This is a genomic window from Micromonospora arida (assembly GCF_042873195.1).
Classification (GTDB): domain Bacteria; phylum Actinomycetota; class Actinomycetes; order Mycobacteriales; family Micromonosporaceae; genus Micromonospora; species Micromonospora arida.
This window is the reverse complement of sequence record NZ_JBIALC010000001.1, coordinates 699264-717339: the sequence shown is the minus strand read 5'-3', so window position 1 is coordinate 717339 and position 18076 is coordinate 699264. Positions and strand designations below refer to the sequence as shown.

Annotated in this window: 18 protein-coding genes; 11 read left to right on the top strand and 7 right to left on the bottom strand. The window is 71.5% G+C overall.

Annotated elements, in window-relative coordinates; all coding sequences use genetic code 11:
• The first annotated feature begins 54 nt into the window (after window positions 1-54).
• The 5 genes from ACFYP0_RS03515 (at window position 55) to ACFYP0_RS03495 (ending at window position 6471) form a co-directional block, all read left to right on the top strand.
• Window positions 55-1086 (top strand): ABC transporter substrate-binding protein, encoded by a 1032-nt coding sequence (locus ACFYP0_RS03515; protein ID WP_356978498.1) that lies wholly within the window; start codon window positions 55-57, stop codon window positions 1084-1086.
• Window positions 1087-1167: 81 nt separating this feature from the next.
• The gene (locus ACFYP0_RS03510) at window positions 1168-2706 is read left to right on the top strand and encodes a pyridoxal phosphate-dependent decarboxylase family protein (protein ID WP_386994198.1); all 1539 of its coding nucleotides are present in this window, start codon (window positions 1168-1170) and stop codon (window positions 2704-2706) included.
• Window positions 2707-2741: 35 nt separating this feature from the next.
• The gene (locus ACFYP0_RS03505; RefSeq protein WP_356978582.1) at window positions 2742-4019 is read left to right on the top strand and encodes a lysine N(6)-hydroxylase/L-ornithine N(5)-oxygenase family protein; all 1278 of its coding nucleotides are present in this window, start codon (window positions 2742-2744) and stop codon (window positions 4017-4019) included.
• Window positions 4016-4627, top strand: a complete 612-nt coding sequence (locus tag ACFYP0_RS03500) for a GNAT family N-acetyltransferase (RefSeq protein WP_386994196.1) — start codon at window positions 4016-4018, stop codon at window positions 4625-4627. The genes ACFYP0_RS03505 and ACFYP0_RS03500 overlap by 4 nt, the downstream gene beginning before the upstream one ends.
• Window positions 4624-6471, top strand: coding sequence for an IucA/IucC family protein (locus tag ACFYP0_RS03495; RefSeq protein ID WP_355497882.1), 1848 nt, complete (start codon window positions 4624-4626; stop codon window positions 6469-6471). Before ACFYP0_RS03500 ends, ACFYP0_RS03495 begins: the two co-directional genes overlap by 4 nt.
• A gap of 82 nt (window positions 6472-6553) precedes the next feature.
• Here the strand turns inward: ACFYP0_RS03495 and ACFYP0_RS03490 are convergent, their stop codons facing one another.
• Window positions 6554-7027, bottom strand: a complete 474-nt coding sequence (locus tag ACFYP0_RS03490) for a MarR family winged helix-turn-helix transcriptional regulator (RefSeq protein ID WP_355497885.1) — start codon at window positions 7025-7027, stop codon at window positions 6554-6556.
• 139 nt (window positions 7028-7166) lie between these two features.
• Between ACFYP0_RS03490 and ACFYP0_RS03485 the strand changes: the two genes are divergently transcribed.
• A complete protein-coding gene (locus ACFYP0_RS03485) occupies window positions 7167-7727 on the top strand; it encodes an NADPH-dependent FMN reductase (RefSeq protein ID WP_112589991.1) in 561 nt (186 codons plus the stop codon).
• 56 nt (window positions 7728-7783) lie between these two features.
• Here the strand turns inward: ACFYP0_RS03485 and ACFYP0_RS03480 are convergent, their stop codons facing one another.
• Entirely contained in the window at window positions 7784-8722 is a 939-nt protein-coding gene (locus tag ACFYP0_RS03480; RefSeq protein WP_355497888.1) for an SDR family NAD(P)-dependent oxidoreductase, read from the bottom strand.
• Window positions 8723-8859: 137 nt separating this feature from the next.
• On the opposite strand from ACFYP0_RS03480, the gene ACFYP0_RS03475 reads away from it, so the two are divergent.
• Complete coding sequence (locus ACFYP0_RS03475; RefSeq protein ID WP_355497891.1) at window positions 8860-9765, top strand: LysR family transcriptional regulator; 906 nt, start codon at window positions 8860-8862, stop codon at window positions 9763-9765.
• 16 nt (window positions 9766-9781) lie between these two features.
• Here the strand turns inward: ACFYP0_RS03475 and ACFYP0_RS03470 are convergent, their stop codons facing one another.
• Together ACFYP0_RS03470 and ACFYP0_RS03465 are read right to left on the bottom strand one after the other, a co-directional pair.
• A complete protein-coding gene (locus tag ACFYP0_RS03470; protein WP_356978490.1) occupies window positions 9782-10699 on the bottom strand; it encodes an RNA polymerase sigma-70 factor in 918 nt (305 codons plus the stop codon).
• Window positions 10696-11898, bottom strand: a complete 1203-nt coding sequence (locus tag ACFYP0_RS03465) for an NAD(P)/FAD-dependent oxidoreductase (protein WP_356978488.1) — start codon at window positions 11896-11898, stop codon at window positions 10696-10698. Before ACFYP0_RS03465 ends, ACFYP0_RS03470 begins: the two co-directional genes overlap by 4 nt.
• 125 nt (window positions 11899-12023) lie before the next feature.
• Here ACFYP0_RS03465 and ACFYP0_RS03460 point away from each other — a divergent pair, with 125 nt between their 5' ends.
• A complete protein-coding gene (locus ACFYP0_RS03460; RefSeq protein WP_356978486.1) occupies window positions 12024-13304 on the top strand; it encodes an MFS transporter in 1281 nt (426 codons plus the stop codon).
• Between the two features lie 47 nt (window positions 13305-13351).
• On the opposite strand, the gene ACFYP0_RS03455 is transcribed toward ACFYP0_RS03460, so the two are convergent.
• Window positions 13352-13837 carry a GNAT family N-acetyltransferase gene (locus ACFYP0_RS03455; protein WP_356978484.1) on the bottom strand — a complete coding sequence of 162 codons (486 nt, stop codon included), beginning with the start codon at window positions 13835-13837 and terminating at the stop codon, window positions 13352-13354.
• A gap of 134 nt (window positions 13838-13971) precedes the next feature.
• Between ACFYP0_RS03455 and ACFYP0_RS03450 the strand changes: the two genes are divergently transcribed.
• Entirely contained in the window at window positions 13972-14634 is a 663-nt protein-coding gene (locus ACFYP0_RS03450; protein ID WP_124856009.1) for a fasciclin domain-containing protein, read from the top strand.
• Window positions 14635-14686: 52 nt separating this feature from the next.
• On the opposite strand, the gene ACFYP0_RS03445 is transcribed toward ACFYP0_RS03450, so the two are convergent.
• Complete coding sequence (locus ACFYP0_RS03445) at window positions 14687-15706, bottom strand: phosphotransferase family protein (RefSeq protein WP_356978482.1); 1020 nt, start codon at window positions 15704-15706, stop codon at window positions 14687-14689.
• Window positions 15703-16776: a LacI family DNA-binding transcriptional regulator gene (locus tag ACFYP0_RS03440; protein WP_356978480.1), complete on the bottom strand. Its 1074-nt coding sequence runs from the start codon at window positions 16774-16776 to the stop codon at window positions 15703-15705. The genes ACFYP0_RS03445 and ACFYP0_RS03440 overlap by 4 nt, the downstream gene beginning before the upstream one ends.
• 93 nt (window positions 16777-16869) lie before the next feature.
• Between ACFYP0_RS03440 and ACFYP0_RS03435 the strand changes: the two genes are divergently transcribed.
• Both ACFYP0_RS03435 and ACFYP0_RS03430 read left to right on the top strand, forming a co-directional pair.
• Window positions 16870-17214: a cupin domain-containing protein gene (locus tag ACFYP0_RS03435; protein WP_124856015.1), complete on the top strand. Its 345-nt coding sequence runs from the start codon at window positions 16870-16872 to the stop codon at window positions 17212-17214.
• On the top strand, window positions 17207-17923 hold the full coding sequence (locus ACFYP0_RS03430; RefSeq protein ID WP_356978477.1) for a cupin domain-containing protein: 717 nt from the start codon (window positions 17207-17209) through the stop codon (window positions 17921-17923). Before ACFYP0_RS03435 ends, ACFYP0_RS03430 begins: the two co-directional genes overlap by 8 nt.
• Window positions 17924-18076: the final 153 nt, after the last annotated feature.

The window sequence follows — 18076 nt, the reverse complement described above, 5'->3', positions numbered from 1 at the left end:
CTAACCCCGCTGCCCCGGTCGACCCCGGCCAACCCTTGATCGAAAGACAACACCATGCCCGATGCTCTGTCCGCCCGTCGCCTCTCCCGCCGTGGCCTGCTGGCCGCCGGTGGCGCTGCCACGCTGGCCACCCTGCTCGCCGCCTGCGGCAAGGACGATGCCGCGAAACCCGCCGCCGGCAACGGAAGTGGCCCCTGGTCGTTCACCGATGACCGCGGCACGAAGGTCGAGGCCCCGGCCCGTCCTGCCCGCGTGGTGGCCTTCACCGGTGTGGCGGCGGCTCTGATCGATTTCGGTCTCGACAAGCAGCTCGTGGGCGTGTTCGGTGAGACCAAGCGCGCCGACGGCACCGCCGACCCGCAGGCCGGCGACCTGAACGTCGAGGGCGTCGAGATCCTCGGCAACGTGTGGGGCGAGTTCAGCCTGGAGAAGTACGCCGCGCTGCGCCCCGAACTGCTGGTCACCCACATGTACGACCCGGACGCGCTCTGGTACGTGCCGGACGAGAGCAAGGCCAAGATCCTTCCGCTGGCGCCCAGTGTGGCGATCACCACCGCCCGGGTGCCGATGACCAAGCCCATCGAGCGGTACGCGGCGCTGGCCGAGTCGCTCGGCGCGGACCTGTCCGCGAAGAAGGTCACCGACGGAAAGGCCCGCTTCGACGCCGCCGCCGAGGCGGTCCGGCAGGCGGTCAAGGCCAACCCAGGGATCAAGGTGATGGCCTGCTCCGGCAGCCCCGACCTCTTCTACGTCTCCAACCCGAAGGTCAGCACCGACCTGATGTACTTCTCCGAGTTGGGCGTCGACATCGTGGTCCCCACCAAGCTCGAATCCGGCGACTACTTCGAGGCGCTGAGCTGGGAGAGCGCCGGCAAGTTCCCGGCCGACCTGATCCTGCTGGACAACCGCAGCACCGCGCTACAGGCCAAGGACCTCACCGCCAAGCCGACCTGGCAGCAACTGCCGGCGGTCAAGGCCAACCAGGTGAGCCCGTGGGACGCCGTACCCCGCTTCTCGTACGCCGGCTCCGCGCCGTTACTGGAGAACCTCGCCACCGCCATCCGGAACGCGAAAAAGGTCAGCTGACGAACACCACATCCCCCAGGCGCACCGCCGCGCCTGGGGTGGGTTCCGGCTGCCCTCGTCCAGAACGTGGAAGGACTACCAGTGACCGTGCCGACGTACCCCGCCGAGACCACCACGCCGCCACCGGCGTCAACCGCCGCGCGGGCCCAGCTGCTGCATGGCGGCTCGGTCGAGCAGTACCGCCGGACGATCGCCGACGGCGTCGACCGGGTCGCCCGCCGGGTGGCCACCGTGGACCGTCCCGGCACCGGGATCACGCCGGCCGAGCTGGCCCCCCTGGTCGACCGGGTGGACCTGGACCGTCCGCTGGGCGACGCCGGCGCCGCCCTCGACGAGCTGGAGAACGTCTACCTGCGCGACGCCGTCTGGTTCCACCACCCCCGCTACCTGGCCCACCTCAACTGCCCGGTGGCCATCCCGGCACTGCTCGGTGAGGCGGTGCTCACCGCCGTGAACTCCTCCCTGGACACCTGGGACCAGAGCGCCGGGGCCACCCTCATCGAGCGCCGGCTGATCGACTGGACGGCCGAGCGGATCGGCCTCGGCTCCCGCGCCGACGGCATCTTCACCAGCGGCGGCAGCCAGTCCAACCTCCAGGCGCTGCTGCTGGCCCGGGAGGAGGCGTGCGTCGACGCCATCGGCCCGGCGGCGCGCGCCGAACTGCTGCCCCGGCTGCGCGTGCTCACCTCCGCAGCCGGTCACTTCAGCGTGCAGAAGTCGGCCAAACTGCTCGGCCTCGCCCCGGACGCGGTGATCGCGGTGCCCACCGACGCCCGGCGACGGATCCGGCCGGCCGCCGTCCGCGAGGAGATCGCCCGGTGCCGGCAGGCCGGGCTGGTGGTGATGGCCGTCGTCGGCACCGCCGGTACCACCGACTTCGGCTCGATCGACCCGCTCACGGACCTGGCCGCGATCTGCGCGGCAGCCGGCGTGTGGCTGCACGTGGACGCCGCGTACGGCTGCGGTCTGCTCGTCTCGCCGACGCGCCGGCACCTGCTCGACGGCATCGAGCGGGCCGATTCGGTCACCGTCGACTTCCACAAGTCGTTCTTCCAGCCGGTCAGTTCCAGCGCGCTGCTGGTCCGCGACCGGCGGACGCTGCGGCACGTCACCTACCATGCCGACTACCTCAACCCGGCCCGGATGGTGGAGCAGCGCATTCCCAACCAGGTCGACAAGAGCCTGCAGACCACCCGCCGTTTCGACGCGCTGAAGCTCTGGCTCACCCTGCGGGTGATGGGCCCGGACGCGCTCGGCGGGCTCTTCGACGAGGTCGTCGACCGCGCCGTCGACGCCTGGCAACTGGTCAGCGAGGACCCGCGCTTCGAGGTGGTGACGCGCTCGGAGCTGAGCACGGTGGTGTTCCGCTACCTGCCCACCGGCCCCGGCCGGGAGTTGGCCGACGCCGCCAACCTGCACGCCCGGGAGGCCCTGGCGGCGTCCGGTCTCGCCGTGGTCGCCGGGACCCGGGTGGACGGCCGGCACTTCCTGAAGTTCACCCTGCTCAACCCGGCCACCACCGTCGACGACGTCGGGTACGTGCTCGACCTGATCGCCACCCACGCCGGTCAGTACGTGCACGACCACGTCGACGCCGACCTGACCTGCCCCGTCGGCTGACGCCGGTGACCACGAATCCGCGCCTGGAGACCCCGATGTCCACCCACGACTTCATCGCCATCGGGTTGGGCCCGTACAACCTGGGCCTGGCCTGCCTCACCGCGCCGATCGACGACCTCGACGGGGTGTTCCTGGAGGCCCGGCCGAGCCTCGCCTGGCACCCCGGGATGCTGCTGGAGTCGGCCCGGTTGCAGACCCCGTTCATCGCCGACCTGGTCAGCCTCGCCGACCCGACGTCGCCGTACTCCTTCCTCAACTACCTCAAGGAGATCGGCCGGCTCTACCCGTTCTACATCCGGGAGAGCTTCTACCCGCTGCGCAGTGAGTACGACGCGTACTGCCGGTGGGCGGCGGCGAAACTGCCGAACCTGCGCTTCGGTCAGAGCGTGACCACTGTGGAGTACGACCCCGTTGACGAGCGGTACGTGGTGCGGGCCAGCACCGGCACGGGGGAGACCGTGGAGTACCGGGCCCGGCATCTGGTGCTCGGCACCGGCACCCCGCCGCACCTGCCCCCGGCCGTGGCCGAGTTGCCCGGCGACGCCGTGCACAACTCCCACTACCTGGAGCACCGCACGGCGCTGCGTACCAAGCGCAGCATCACAGTGGTGGGCAGCGGGCAGAGCGCCGCCGAGATCTACCACGACCTGCTCGGCGACATCGACCGGTACGGCTACCAGCTCAACTGGGTGACCCGGTCGCCGCGGTTCTTCCCGCTCGAATACACCAAGCTGACGCTGGAGATGACCTCACCGGACTACGTGGACTACTTCCACGCGCTGCCCGAGGTGACCCGCTACCGGCTGGAGTCCGAGCAGAAGGGCCTGTTCAAGGGGATCAACGCCGACCTGATCAACGACATCTTCGACCTGCTCTACGCGCACAGCGTGGACGGGCCGGTGAACACCCGCCTGCTCACCAACACCGAGCTGGTCAGCGCCGAGCACCAGGACGGGCAGTACACGCTGGGGTTGCGTCAGGTGGAGCAGGAGCACGACTTCGTGCTGCGTACCGAGGGTCTGGTGCTGGCCACCGGCTACCACTACCGGGTGCCGGAGTTCCTCACGCCGGTGCGGGACCGGATCCGCTGGGACGCGCACGGCCGCTTCGACGTGGCCCGCAACTACAGCATCGACCACAGCGGGCGGGGCATCTTCCTGCAGAACGCGGGCACCCACACGCACAGCATCACCTCACCGGACCTGGGCATGGGCGCCTACCGCAACTCCTGGATCATCCGCGAGCTGCTCGGCCGGGAGCACTATCCGATCGAGAAGAGCATCACCTTCCAGGAGTTCGGGGTGTCGTCGTGACCAGCGTCTTCACCCGGGTCGACGAGGGGCTCGGTGAGTTCGCGCTGCGGCCGCTCGATCCGAACGCCGACGCCGCGCTGCTGCACGCCTGGGTGACCCACCCGAAGGCGGCGTTCTGGATGATGCAGGACGCCGACCTGGCCCAGGTCACCGAGGAGTACCGGCGCATCGCCGAGCACCCGCACCACGACGCGTACCTCGGCCTGTGGCGGGGGAGTCCCGCCTTCCTCGCGGAGCGCTACGACCCGGCCCACGTCGAACTGGTCGGCCTGTACGACCACCAGCCCGGTGACGTGGGTATGCACTTCCTCTGCGCGCCGGTCGACGCGCCCGTGCACGGCTTCACCCGGGCGGTGATCGGCACCGTCATGGCGTGGCTCTTCGACGACCCGACGACCCGGCGGGTGGTGGTCGAACCGGACGTGCGCAACACCGCCGTGCACGCGCTGAACGCCGCCGTCGGCTTCACCGTCGTCGGTCCGATCGCCAAGCCCGAGAAGGACGCGCTGCTCAGCGTCTGCACCCGAGCCCAGTTCCAGGCCGCCGCCGCCGACCGCGCCGCCGCCGACCGCGCCGCCGTCACCCGAACCGAAGGAGCCCCGGCGTGACCACCACCGCCGTCCCCACCCACCCGCCCGTCGCCACCGCGTACAACGCCTCCGGCGACCCGGTCGGGCACCTCACCCCGCAGCGCTGGGCCCGGGCCAACCGGCTGCTGGTCCGCAAGGCGCTCGCCGAGTTCACCCACGAGCGGCTGCTCGCCCCGGAGGCCGTGGCCGGCCCCGACGACCGGCAGTGGTACGAGGTCCGCAGCGACGACGGCAGTGTCACCTACCGGTTCGCGGCGCGGGTGCTCGCCCTGGCGCACTGGCAGATCGACGCGGACAGCATCACCCGACACCGCGACGGCACCTCCCTGGCCCCGGACGCGGTGGACCTCGTCGTCGAACTGCGCGACACGCTCGGGCTCTCCGCGCGGGTGCTCCCGGTCTACCTGGAGGAGATCACCTCGACGCTGGCGGGTACGGCGTACAAGCTGGCCCAGGCCGCGCCGAGCGCCGCCGAGCTGGCCGAGGCGGACTTTCAGACCATCGAGACCTCGATGACCGAGGGCCACCCCTGCTTCGTGGCGAACAACGGCCGGCTCGGCTTCGGCGTCGACGAGTACCACCGGTACGCCCCGGAGGCCGCCGCGCCGGTGCGGCTGGAGTGGCTGGCCGCGCACCGGGACCACTCCACGTTCAGCAGCGCCGCCGACCTCGACTACGACACGCTCATGGAGAGCGAGCTGGACGCCGATACCCGGGCCCGGTTCGCGGCCACGATGGCCGATCTCGGGCTGGATCTCGCCGACTACCACCTGATCCCGGCGCACCCGTGGCAGTGGTGGAACAAGCTGGCGGTCACCTTCGCCGGTGAGCTGGCCGAGCGACGGCTGGTGCACCTCGGCCCCGGGCCGGACGTGTACCTCGCCCAGCAGTCGATCCGCACCTTCTTCAACGTCAGCGAGCCGGGTCGGCACTACGTCAAGACCGCGCTGTCGGTGCTGAACATGGGCTTCATGCGGGGGCTGTCGGCCGCGTACATGGAGGCCACCCCGGCGATCAACGACTGGCTGGCCGGCCTGATCGCCGCCGACGAGGTGCTGACCGGCACCGGCCTGACCGTCATCCGGGAGCGAGCCGCTGTGGGTTACCGGCACCGGCAGTACGAGGCGGCGACCGAGCGCACCTCCCCGTACCGCAAGATGCTGGCCGCCCTGTGGCGGGAGAGCCCGGTGCCCGGGCTGGCACCGGGGCAGCGACTGTCCACCATGGCCGCGCTGCTGCACGTCGACGACGAGGGCGGCTCACTGGCGGCGGCGCTGATCGCCCGGTCCGGCCTGGCGCCCGAGGAATGGCTGCGTCGCTACCTGGACGCCTACCTGACCCCGCTGCTGCACAGTTTCTACGCGCACGACCTGGCCTTCATGCCGCACGGCGAGAACGTCATCCTGGTCCTCGACGAGCAGGACATCGTCCAGCGTGTGATCTTCAAGGACATCGCCGAGGAGATCGCGGTGATGAGTGACAAGGTCGAGCTGCCGTCGGCGGTGGAGCGGATCCGCGTCGAGGTGCCCGACGACACCAAGCTGCTGACCATCTTCACCGACGTGGTGGACTGCTTCCTGCGGCACCTCAACGCGGTCCTGGTCGAGGCCGGCGTGCTCGCCGAGGACGACTTCTGGCGCACTGTCGCGGCCTGCGCCGCCGACTACTTCGACCGGGTGCCGCACCTGGCCGAGAGGGTCCGCCACTACGACCTGTTCGCCCCGGAGTTCACGCTGTCCTGCCTCAACCGGCTGCAACTGCGCAACAACCAGCAGATGATCGACCTGGCCGACCCGTCGGCGGCGCTCCAGTTCGTCGGCACCCTCACCAACCCGCTCGCCGCCCACGCTCCGGCCCGGTGACCGCTGTCGCGTTTGGTCGGCGGGCACGCTGACGCGTGCAATAGGGCGGATGGGAGTTCTGAGTCGCGCTGCTGTTCACGGCTCAGTCGGTCGGCTCTGCCGTGCCGGCCCGCTGGAACGCGTGGGCCAGCTGGGCGAGGTCGAAGCCCTCGAAGTGCTGGAGGAACCGGCGGCGTACGGCGGCCAGGTGGCTGGGCCAGGCCTCCTGCAGGCGGGCGTAGCCCGCGTCGGTGAGGACGGCGTTCCAGCCGCGCGCGTCCTCCTCGCACCGTTCCCGTCGGACCAGGCCCTGCGTCTCCAGCCGGATGATCGTGCGGGTCATGCCGCTGAGGGAGAGGTAGCAGAGCGCGGCCAGCTCGTTCATGCGCATCCGCCGGTCCGGTGTCTCGGAGAGGTTCATCAGCGCGGTGTACTCGGTGAGCGGTAGTTGACGGTCACCGACCATGTCCGCGTCGATCGCGCGGGGCAGGACGTGCATCACCTGGCCCAGGGCGCGGACCAGGGATTCCTCGTCCGGGGTGAGGGGTTGCGGAGTCGCTGCGGAGGGGTTGGGCATCCTCCCATCGTACTTGTTTGACTGAGCAAATGCTTACCCTCCGTGTGACCACGCCCATAGGCCACATATTTGCTTGACCAATCAAGCTCCGGTTAGCGTTTCCCGTCGTCAGGCAAGGACCCTCTGAAAGGCGCCACACATGACCAGGATCGGGATCATCCTCGGAAGCACCCGCCCGGGGCGTAACGGCGAGGCCGTCGCCCGTTGGGTGCTCGAGATCGCCAAGCAGCGCTCCGACGCGGAGTACGAGCTGATCGACCTGCTCGACTACCAGCTGCCGCACCTCGACGAGGCGTACCCGCCCTCGATGGGCCAGTACACCCAGCCGCACACCAAGCGGTGGGCCGAGACGATCGCGTCGTTCGACGGGTTCATCATCGTCACCCCCGAGTACAACCACTCGACCTCGGGCGCCCTGAAGAACGCGATCGACTTCCTCTACGCCGAGTGGAACAACAAGGCCGTGGGCTTCGTCAGCTACGGCTCGGTCGGCGGGACGCGCGCCGTGGAGCACCTGCGTCTGATCTCCGGCGAGCTCCAGATGGCCGACGTGCGTTCACAGGTCGCGCTGTCGCTCTTCACCGATTTCGAGAACTTCAGCGTCTTCAAGCCCAACCAGTTCCACCAGGACTCGCTGACCGCCACGCTCGACCAGGTGGTCGCCTGGAGCACGGCGCTCGCTCCGCTGCGCAAGGGCTGAGCGTTTCGCGTCGTCCGGAAACGGCCGCGGGGGATCCCGCGGCCGTTTCCGGACGTTCAGACACGCTGCGCACCGGCGAACAGGTCGAGCGAGAGCTGCCACAGTCGCGCCGCCGCCGCGGGGTCGATCGCGTGGTCGGCGACGCCGCTCAGCGGGTCCGCCGGGTCGTGGCGCACCGCCTGCTGGCAGTCCTCGAAGTACCGGCCGCCGATGCCCTCCAGCTGCGGCCCCGCAGCGAGCAGCACGGAGGTCGCGGCCCCCTGCTGCGGGGTCTTGAAGTCGAACGCCGGAAGCTGTGCATAGTCCTCCTCGGTGAGGTGCCGTCCCAGGTTCGTGGCGACCGCCCCCGGGTTGGCCACGTTGACGGTGATGCCGTCGCCGGCCCAGCGCCGGTTCGCCTCGACCGCGAACAGCGCGGTGGCGGTCTTCGACTCGCCGTAGGCGAGCAGACGGTCATAGGCGCGTGCCCGGAAGTTGACGTCCTCGAAGAACATCGGGGCCGAAACGTGGGCGATGGAACTCAGCGACACCACACGGGCCCGACCGGCCTCGGCGAGCGCCCGGTGCAGCCCGTTGGCGAGTGCGAAGTGACCGAGGTGGTTGGTGGCCAACTGCAACTCCCAACCCTCCGCTGTGCGCATCTCGGGGGTCGCCGACACCCCGGCGTTGTTGACCAGGATGTGCAGGGGCCCGTCCCAGGCGGCCACGAACGCGGCGACCGACCGCTGGTCGGACAGGTCCAACGGCGCGACCCGGAGCAGCCGGTTCCCGGTCCCGGCGCCGACCTTCCGCGCCGTCCGTTCTCCGGCCCGCACGTCCCGTACCGCCAGGGTCACCTCGGCGCCCGCCGTGGCGAGCGCCCGGGCGGTCTCCACGCCGATGCCCGACGAGGCACCGGTGACGATGGCGCGTCGCCCGGTCAGGTCGACACCGGCCACGACGTCGGCGGCGGTGGATCGGGCGTTGAACGGTGTGTTGACGCGTGTTTCCGACATGAACGTCTTCCTTCGGTTGGTGTCCTCACGTGGCCGTGCCGGTTCGCGGTACCGGTGCCGCCCTTCGCACCGATCGTGCGCGGAGGTCTGAGCGGACGGCCAACACGCTCTTCCTGGCGTGGCTACAGTCTGTTCCTGTGGCGACGCCTGAGCTGCGACAACTGCGGTACTTCCTGGTCCTCGCGGAGGAGCTGAGCTTCACCCGGGCCGCCGTCCGCCTGATGATCGCCCAGCAGTCGCTGTCGCAGCAGATCACCGCCCTGGAACGCGCCCTCGGGGCGAAACTGTTCGACCGTGACAGCCGCGGCACCACCCTCACCGACATCGGCGCCCTGTTCGTGCCCGAGGCGCGCGCCGTCACCGACCGCGCCGAGCAGGCCGTCGCCGTCGTGGAACGGGCCCGGCGGGGTGAGGTCGGCACCCTCCGGCTCGCCTTCCTGACCACCGTCGCCAACCACCTGCTGCCCCCGGTGGTCCGGGCAGTCCGCCACCACCTCCCCGACCTGCACGTGGCCACCGAGTCCACCAGCATCGCGACCCTGGTGCAGGGCGTCCTCGACGGGCGGTTCGACGCCGCCTTCACCCGGACCCCGCTCGTTCCCGGCCTGGAGTCCAGGAGACTGACGACCGAACCGGTCTGCGCGGTGCTGCCCGAGGGCCACCCGCTCGCCGGGCGCGACGAGTTGACCCTCGCCGACCTGGCGAACGAACCGTGGGTCATGACCCCGCGCAGCTCCTGGGAACCCTGGCACCGCGCCTACGAGGAGCAGTTCCGGGAAGCGGGCTTCGTACCGACCGTCGTTCAGGAGGAGGCCGGCGTGCAGAGCCTCCTCGGCCTGGTCGCCGCCGGTCTCGGCGTCACCCGGCTCGCCTGCTCGGCGGCGAGTCTTCGCCGCACCGGCGTGGTGTTCGTTCCGCTGTCCGGCGCCTACGCGTACACCGAGATGGTGTGGTTGGCGGGCAACACCGCGCCCGCGCTGCACCGCTTCCTGGACGTGGTCACGGAACTCGCGGCGACCACCGACCTCACCAGCACCGGCTGACGGTGAGCCGGCCGGCTCACCGCGGCGCGAGGTGGTGGGTGGTGCCGTCGGCGACGGCGCGAAGCTTGTCGGGGTTGGCGACGTTGTGGATGGCGGTGATGCGACCGCCGGCGTCGATGTCGAGGGAGACGGTGGCGACCACCCGACCCCCACCGCTGAACACCAGACCCGGCCCCCCGTTGATCTCGACCAGGGCGGCACGCATGTCGTGCGGCGCGACGCCCTGGTAGGTGACCGTGCCGATGGCCGCGAACCACGCGGCGACCGTTGCCGCACCCCTGATGGGTCGCAGGGCCTGGCGGACCTTGCCGCCACCGTCGGTCCACAACGTGACGTCCGGGGACAGCAGCTCCAGCAGGGTGTTGATGTCGCCACCGGTCGAGGCGGCGAGAAATCGCTCGGTGACCCCACGCTGCTGCGACCGGTCCGCCGTGAAACGTTGCCGCTGGCCTCGCACGTGCTCGCGAGCCCGGTGGGCGGTCTGGCGGACCGCCGCCTCGGAGCGCTCCACCGCCGCCGCGATCTCCGCGTGGCTGAAGTCGAAGACCTCCCGCAGGACGAACACGGCACGTTCGAGCGGGCTGAGCGTCTCCAGTACCACCAGCATCGCCATCGACACCGACTCCGCCTCGGTGACGGCGTCGGCGGCGTCCCCATCGGTCAGGACGGGTTCGGGCAACCACGGCCCCGGATAGGTCTCACGGTGGTGCCGGGCCGAGCGCAGGCGCTGCAACGCGACGTTCGACACGATGCGGGCAAGGTACGCCCTGGGGTCGGCGACCTGGGAGCGGTCTGCCGAGGACCAGCTGATCCAGGCGTCCTGCACCGCGTCCTCGGCATCGGCCGCGCTGCCGAGGATCCGGTAGGCCACCGAGAACAGCAGGTTGCGATGACTGTGGAACACCTGCTCGTCGGCGTCCGGCGGGTGCGTCACCGCGCGTCCCGCAGGCGAGTGAAGCGGCCGCCGCGCGGCCAGAACGCTCCCGAGGAGGGCAACCGCGACATGCGACGGTAGGTCGGCCAGGGCGAAGCGCTCACGGTCTCCTTGTACCAGACCGCCATCCGCCCGGTCAGACATCCGCGGCGAGGGCTCTCGTCGGGGCGGGTGAACTGCACGACCGCGTCGTTACGGCCCAGGCTCACCGGCGTGTGGTAGTAACCGAACCGGAACGGCCTGGGTTGCCTGCCCCGCAGCGCGCGGGCGATCGACACCGCCGCGTGTACACCGGTCGGCATCCCGCTCTGGCAGGTGCCGTGCAGCACGCCGTAACCCTGCCGGATCGCTGCCGCATCGCCGATCGCGTACACGTCGGGGTGCGACACCGACCGCAACGCGGAGTCGGTGACGACGCGACCGCGTTCGTCGACGGTCAACCCGGCGGCGGCGGCCAGCGGCGCCACCCGGGTACCACCCGTCCAGAGGATGACGTCGGCCGCCACGGTTTCCGCACCGGCCCGTTCGACCCCGTCGGGCCGGACCCTGGTGACCGCCGCTCCGGTGATCACCTGGACGCCGAGGCGGGTCAGCGCGCCCCGCAGGTACGCCCGGGCCTTCGGGTTCATGCTCGCTCCCGGGTCCTGCTGGCCCACCAGCGTGACACCGATCTGCGGGTGCCGTTCCGCGATCTCCGCGGCCGCCTCGACCCCGGTCAACCCGCTGCCGACCACGACGACCGTGCCGGCACCGAGCCGTGCCAGCCGGTCCGCCAGCGTGGTCGCGCCGCTCGGACCGTCCAGGGCGTACGCGTGCTCCTCGACGCCCGGGACCGCCGCCGTGTCCGTCACGCTGCCCAACGCGTAGACCAGGGTGTCGTAGCGCAGCACCCGACTGTCGTCGACACGGACGGTCTTCGCGTGGGCGTCCACCGCCGTCACCCAGCCGCGCACGAACTGCGCACCGGTTCCCGCCAGCAGCTCAGGGATGTCCAGCTCGGCGAGCCGCTGACCGGTCGCCGTCATGTGCAGCCGGAGACGCTCGGTGAACCGCTCCTGCGCGTTGACCACCGTCACCTGCACGTCGGCCCGCCTGGTCCGGGCCGCCAGTTGGGTCGCCGCGGCCATGCCCGCGTAGCCCGCGCCGAGGATCAGTACGCGGTGTGTGCCCGCCGGGACCTGTCGATGCGCTGTGCTCATTGTTCCGCCTCTCTGATCGGACTGACGACCACGAGATGCGTGGCGCTCGTCGGTTCGTGACATGGCAGCGATGTGACGCCCGCCACGGCCGGCGCAGGAGGGGCGCGTTCACTACCCTTGGCGCGATGAGCCGATCCGTCGCCGCTGGTCGGGCTCCGCTCTGGCGGGACCGGACCTTCGGCACGTACTGGGTCGCCCAGTCGCTCTCGGCGGCCGGCGACTCGTTCGCCTACCTGGCGGTGCCGCTGCTGGTGCTCCAGGCGACCGGGTCGGTGGCGCAGATGGGCCTGCTCACCGCCGTCGCGGGCGCGGCGTCGGTCGTTGCCGGGATCTTCGGTGGGGTGCTGGTCGACCGGTACGACCGGCGCACCCTGATGATCGTGGCGGACCTGACCCGGCTGGTGCTCTACGCCCTGGTGCCACTGGCGTGGCTCGCGGGCCCGCAGGTCTGGCTGCTCTTCGTCGTGCTGCCCATCTGCGAGGCGGCCGGCATGCTGTTCCAGGTCGCCGCGGTGACCGCGGTCCGCAACCTCGTCGACTCCGACCGGATCACCGAGGCCAACGGGCGGTTGCAGGCGACGTACGCGTCGGCGGCCGTCCTCGGGCCGCTGCTCGCCGGTGTGGTGGCGGCCCGCTTCGGCCCGGCCACCGCCATCGCCGTCAACGCGGCGAGCTTCGCGCTCTCGGCGGCCGGCCTGTGGCTGATCCGACTGCGCCCCGTCCAGGTGGACGAGGGGGTGGCCCGGCAACGCCCGCTGGCTGAGTTCCTGGCCGGGGCGCGGTTCCTGTGGCGACAGCCCGTCCTACGCGCGCTGACCGTCCTGTTGTCGGTCTTCATCTTCCTCACCTACGGCTTCGTCGACGTGCTGATCTATCACGTCACGCACGACCTCGGCGGCTCGGAGGGCACCGTCGGCACGGTGCTCGGCCTGGCGGCGCTGGGCACGGTCGCCGGCGCGCTGCTGGTGGCGCCGCTGCGCCGCCGCCGCGGCTTCGGCGCCACCTGGATCGGCGCGCACGCGATCTGCGGTTTCGCCGTGGCGGGGGTCGGCCTCGCCACCACCGTGCCCGCGGTCACCACGCTGACCGCGGTGTACCTGTGCTGTCTCAGCGTCGGCGGGATCTGTTCGATGTCCCTGCGGCAGGAGATCACCCCCGATCACCTGCTGGGCCGGGTCACGTCGGCGTTCTGGAGCACGCACTACGCCCTCGGTCCGGCCGGCGCTGTCGTGCTGACCTGGGCCGCCGGCCGCTACGGTGCGCCGGCGGTCACACTCACGGCCGGCGCGGGGTGCCTGCTGGTCGCGGTCGGCGCCCTCTTCACCCCGATCCGCCGTGCCGGCGCGGAGCCGGCCGCCGGCCAGCCCAAACTGCGCCCGGCCCCGGCCGGCGGCACCGTTGGTTGAGACGCCGACCACCACTGTGGCCTCCTGAGCGAGCCGAGCGGGGGCGGTCAGAACTCCTGATACATCACGTGCAGGCCGACCCGGCCGAGGGCGGGGTGACGAAACGCGCCCGGCACGGTCCCGACCACCTCGAAGCCCTCCCGCCGATACAGCCGCACCGCCGAACTGTTGCTCTCCGCCACGGCGTTGAACTGCATGCCGGCGTACCCCTGCCGGCGGGCCCAGGTGAGGGCGTCGCGGCACAGCGCGGTGCCCACGCCCCGGCCCCGCGTGTCGGCGGCGACCATGAAGCTCGCGGTGGACACGTGCGCGCCCGGCCCGGGCCGGTTGGTGCCCATCTTCGCGGTGCCCAGTACCCGTTCGCCGTCGACCGCCACGACGGTCCGCGCCGGCGCCGCCTCGACCCACATGCCGTACGACTGCTCGGCGGTCATCGTCGGGTCGTAGGGGAACGTTTCCTGGGCCCGGATCACCTCCTCGATGATCGGCCACACCTGAGACCAGTCCCGGTCGACGAACTCCCGAATCAGCACCGGGGGAGGTTAGGCCCTGGCCGGAGCCCCGGACAATCCGTTTATCCGCAGGTGCATCCACGCGGCCTACCCGGTGCGAAGCATGGGTCGTGACGAGACGTCACGGATCCGTCGCTTCGACGAAAGGCCCGCTGATGAAGATCGCACGACTTGCCGCCAGGATGGCGGTGGGCGCCATGGCCACCGCGCTGGCCACCACGGCCATCGCTGTGCCGGCCGCTCAGGCGACCGGCAAGGCCAAGCCGCTCGGCACGAACTCACTCGCCGCGGTGCTCACGAAGGACACCAGCGGTTTCGACCGCAACTCGCGGGACTTCGACGTGCTGACGGCGGCTGTGCTGGCCGTGCTGGAGGCCAAGCCGAACTCTCCGGTCAAGGTGCTCACCGACGGCACCGTGGCGCTGACCGCGTTCATCCCCACCGACGCCGCCTTCCAGCAGTTGGTCCGCGAGATCACGCAGGCCCGGAAGCTGCCGAGTGAGAGTGCCGCTTTCACCGCCGTAGCCGGGCTGGGCATCGACACCGTCGAGTCGGTGCTGCTCTACCACGTGGTCCCGGGGGCAACCATCGACCGCAAGACGGCGGTCCGGGCCGACGGCACGGACCTGACCACCGCGCTCGGCTCGACCGTCGAGGTCGACGTGCGCACCTACCTGTACTTCTTCCGGCAGGTGCGACTGGTCGACGCCGACACCGACGACCGTGACGCGCGGGTCGTCTCCTACGACGTCAACAAGGGCAACCGGCAGATCGCGCACGCCGTGGACCGGGTGCTGCGCCCGATCGACCTGCCCTGACCGAGGGCGGGTGGCGTCCGACCACGCGTCGGACGCCACCCGCGCCGGGCGGTCAGCCCGAGGCGAGCGCGACCAGTTCCTCGTCGAGCAGGGCTGTCAGCCCGGCCTGCCGTCCGGGATGGCTGTGCGCGGTCATCCCACGGCTGGGCATCTCCACAATCATCAGCAGGTACAGGTGCAACCGGTAGAGACCGAGCCGGCGGTGTGCCGATGCGTCCAGCACCAGCGGTTCGGCTGCGCCGGCCTGGTAGCCGCGCAGCAGAGGGTGCTCCGGCTCGTCCTCGACGCGCCGGAAGAGCAGCGGCGAGACCAGGTCCAGCAGTGGGTCGCCGTAGAGGAACCGCTCGCCGTCCACCAGGCCGCGCAGCCGCAACCGGCCGTCCCCGTCGGGCGCCACCAGCACGTTGCCGTCCCAGCAGTCGAAGTGCAGCAGCGCGGGCCGGCGCACCTCGTCGAGCACGTCGCCGTGCCGCCCCACCAGCGCGTGCAGCTGCTCCGGGGTCACCGGCAGTGGGACGTCCCAGTCGACCGCGTCGGCCAGGAGCGCGTCGAGCATCGCCGTGAACGCCGCCCGCCAGGTCGGCCCGCCGGCCCGGTCGTCGTCGTACCCGAACCGCTCACCGGTCACCCGGTGCAACGCGGCGAGAGCCATCCCGAGGTCGTAGCGCGCCGGGCCGTCGTCGACCACGACACCGGCCTCGGCCAGGTCGGCCAGCGACCGGCCGGGCAGCAGCGCGGTGACCAACCACTCGCCGTACGCCGGGTCGGCACCGCGCCAGAGCACCGGCGGGACGGGCACCTGCGGCGCCCGCTGCGCGACGAGCCGAAAGTACCGCTCCTCGGCAGCGCAGAGCCCGCGCTCGTAGCGCAGCAGCGGCGTTCCGGCCGGCGGAGCCAACTTCAGCACCACCCGACGGTCGTCGTCGAGCAGCGCCCACCAGACCGTCGCGTAGCCGCCGCCGGCCAGCGGACCGGCGTCCTTGACCCGGGTGTGTGGCCCGAACGACGCACCGACCAGGTACGCCACATCGGCGCGCGTGAGGGGCCGCTGAGTCGGGCTGGCACCGGTCATGACGTGCTGTCACCTCGTCGTGCGCGTGGCGCGGAACCTGCCGTGGCGCGGGTGGACAGTGGGACGGGACCGGCGGTGTCGCGGCGGACCAGCTCGGCGGGGAGCACCTCGACCCGAGGCGTCGGGGCCCCGACGCCGAGCACCAGGGACATCGCCCGCACACCCATGTCGACCAGGGGCAGCCGCACGGTGGTCAGCGCCGGGGTCACGTCCCGGGCGATCGGCATGTCGTCGAAACCCAGCACCGAGATCTGCTGCGGCACGGCCAACCCACGCGCGCGCAGGGTGGCGAGCGCGCCGATGGCCATCGAGTCGTTGAGCGCCACGATCGCGGTCATCTCCGGGTCGGCGTCGAGCAGTCGGGCGGTGGCCTCGGCGCCACCGTCGCGGTCGAACTCCGCGTACCGGATGCGCCGTTCGGGCAGCTCGCGGCCCTGCTCGGTGAGGGCCTGCCGGAGCCCGGCGAGCCGGTCGGTGGTGGTGGTCAGGATGCGCGGGCCGGCGACCACGCCGATCGCGCGGTGCCCCAGACCGCACAGCTCCCGGCCGGCGAGGTAGCCGCCGGTCCGGTTGTCGGGCATCACCGCGTCGCCGGAGTGCTCGTGCCGGCCGATCACCGCCACCCGCCCGCCGGTGGCCTCGTACGCGGCGAGCTTCTCGTTGAGTTGCCGGGTGAACGCCTCGTCGTGGTAGCCCGAGCCGGCCAGGATCAGCGCCGCCACCTGGTGGCCGCGCAGCAGCTCCACGTACTCCAACTCGCGGTCCGGGTCGCGGTAGCTGTTGCAGATCATCAGCAGCCGGCCCTGGTCGGTGGCGACCCGTTGCAGCCCCCGGGTGATCTCGGCGAAGTACGGGTCGGAGACGTCGTGCACGATCACGCCGACCGCGCTGCGGTGCGAGCGGGCCAGCAGTTGGGCGTGCGCGTTCGGCACGTACTGCAACTCGGCGACGGCGGCGAGCACCCGTTCGCGCAGCTCGTCGGTGACCGGCTTGCTGCTGCCGTTGATGACGCGGGAGGCGGTGGCGGGCGAGACGCCCGCTCGACGGGCCACATCGGACAGGGTCGCCATGGCCCGCCCCCTCGATCTGTTGACGGTGTTTCGTCGTGCCGGCTAGCGTCACCGTACCGCAGAGAAAGCCCTTTCCCGCAGGGAGGTCCGGCCATGTCCGATCGCTTCGCGGTACTTCAACTCGACGACCTGCCCGCCCGGCGCTGCTCGTGTGGGACCACCCGCCGGGGTTTCATCGCCGAGAGCGAGGGCCAGGCCAGCGTGCATCTGCTCCAGGTGCAGGACGCGGTGACCCACCACCACCGGATCGCCACCGAGTACTACGTCGTGCTCGCCGGTGAGGGCGAGATCGAGTTGGACGGCGTCCGTCACCCGGCCCGGCCGATGTCCGCGTTCCTGATCAAGCCGGGCTGCCGGCACCGGGCGATCGGCGATCTCACCGTGCTGCTGGTGTCCCTGCCGGCGGCGGACGACGCCGACGAGTACTTCGATGCGTGATCGGCCGGCACCGCTGCCCGGTGGGGTCGGGGTGTCCCGGCTGCGTGTCTACGACACAGTGGCCCCGGACGGCCTGGTCGGCGGCACTCCGCACGTGCACCTGTGCTGCACCGAGGGGTACGTGGTGACCGGCGGCGAGGGCGCGGTGCAGACCCTGACCACGGCCGGCTACCGGGAGACGCCGCTGCGGTCGGGGGTGGTGGTCTGGTTCGAGCCGGGCACCGTGCACCGCCTGGTCAACACCGGCGGGCTGAGCATCGTGGTGCTGATGCAGAACAGCGGCCTGCCCGAGGCCGGCGACGCGGTGCTGACCTTTCCACCAGAGGTGCTGGCCGACCCGGCCGCGTACGCCGCGGCGGCGGCGTTGCCCGACGGGGGAGCGCCGGGCGCGGACGTGCGCGCCGCGTACCGCCGTCGGGATCTGGCGGTGACCGGCTTCCAGGCGCTGCGGTCCGGCGGTCCGGCGGCGCTGGCCGCGTTCCACGCCGCCGCGATCGCCCTGCGCCAGCCGTTGCTGACGCGGTGGCGGCAGCGGTGGGAGGCCGGCGCGGGCCGCGCCGCCGCCGACACCGCCGCGCAGCTCGACGCCCTGGAGCGGGGGAATCCCGCCCATCTGGGCGACGCCGGTGTGTACGCGGTGAACGAGCCGGTCGAGCGGGGCCGGTTGGGCATGTGCGGCCTCCTCGACACCTATCCGGCGACCGGCTGACCGTCCCTTCGAGACAGTTGGCGGGCTGCCAGGCATCGGCGGAAACAGATCGAGGAAAGGCCTTGCCCGGGGTGAGGGTGCCGCCTACGCTCCAGGAAAGCGTTTGCCTGATCCGCCGAAGGCCCGGTCCATGGGTGCCGTGCCGGGCCCCGA

Excerpts from the sequence above, each read along its gene's own strand:
- ACFYP0_RS03515 (WP_356978498.1), top strand. The coding sequence starts at position 55 with ATGCCCGATGCTCTGTCCGCCCGTCGCCTCTCCCGCCGTGGCCTGCTG.
- ACFYP0_RS03480 (WP_355497888.1), bottom strand. The coding sequence starts at position 8,722 with ATGTCGGAAACACGCGTCAACACACCGTTCAACGCCCGATCCACCGCC.
- ACFYP0_RS03485 (WP_112589991.1), top strand. The coding sequence starts at position 7,167 with ATGACCAGGATCGGGATCATCCTCGGAAGCACCCGCCCGGGGCGTAAC.
- ACFYP0_RS03450 (WP_124856009.1), top strand. The coding sequence starts at position 13,972 with ATGAAGATCGCACGACTTGCCGCCAGGATGGCGGTGGGCGCCATGGCC.
- ACFYP0_RS03430 (WP_356978477.1), top strand. The coding sequence starts at position 17,207 with ATGCGTGATCGGCCGGCACCGCTGCCCGGTGGGGTCGGGGTGTCCCGG.
- ACFYP0_RS03505 (WP_356978582.1), top strand. The coding sequence starts at position 2,742 with ATGTCCACCCACGACTTCATCGCCATCGGGTTGGGCCCGTACAACCTG.
- ACFYP0_RS03435 (WP_124856015.1), top strand. The coding sequence starts at position 16,870 with ATGTCCGATCGCTTCGCGGTACTTCAACTCGACGACCTGCCCGCCCGG.
- ACFYP0_RS03445 (WP_356978482.1), bottom strand. The coding sequence starts at position 15,706 with ATGACCGGTGCCAGCCCGACTCAGCGGCCCCTCACGCGCGCCGATGTG.
- ACFYP0_RS03440 (WP_356978480.1), bottom strand. The coding sequence starts at position 16,776 with ATGGCGACCCTGTCCGATGTGGCCCGTCGAGCGGGCGTCTCGCCCGCC.
- ACFYP0_RS03465 (WP_356978488.1), bottom strand. The coding sequence starts at position 11,898 with ATGAGCACAGCGCATCGACAGGTCCCGGCGGGCACACACCGCGTACTG.
- ACFYP0_RS03460 (WP_356978486.1), top strand. The coding sequence starts at position 12,024 with ATGAGCCGATCCGTCGCCGCTGGTCGGGCTCCGCTCTGGCGGGACCGG.
- ACFYP0_RS03490 (WP_355497885.1), bottom strand. The coding sequence starts at position 7,027 with ATGCCCAACCCCTCCGCAGCGACTCCGCAACCCCTCACCCCGGACGAG.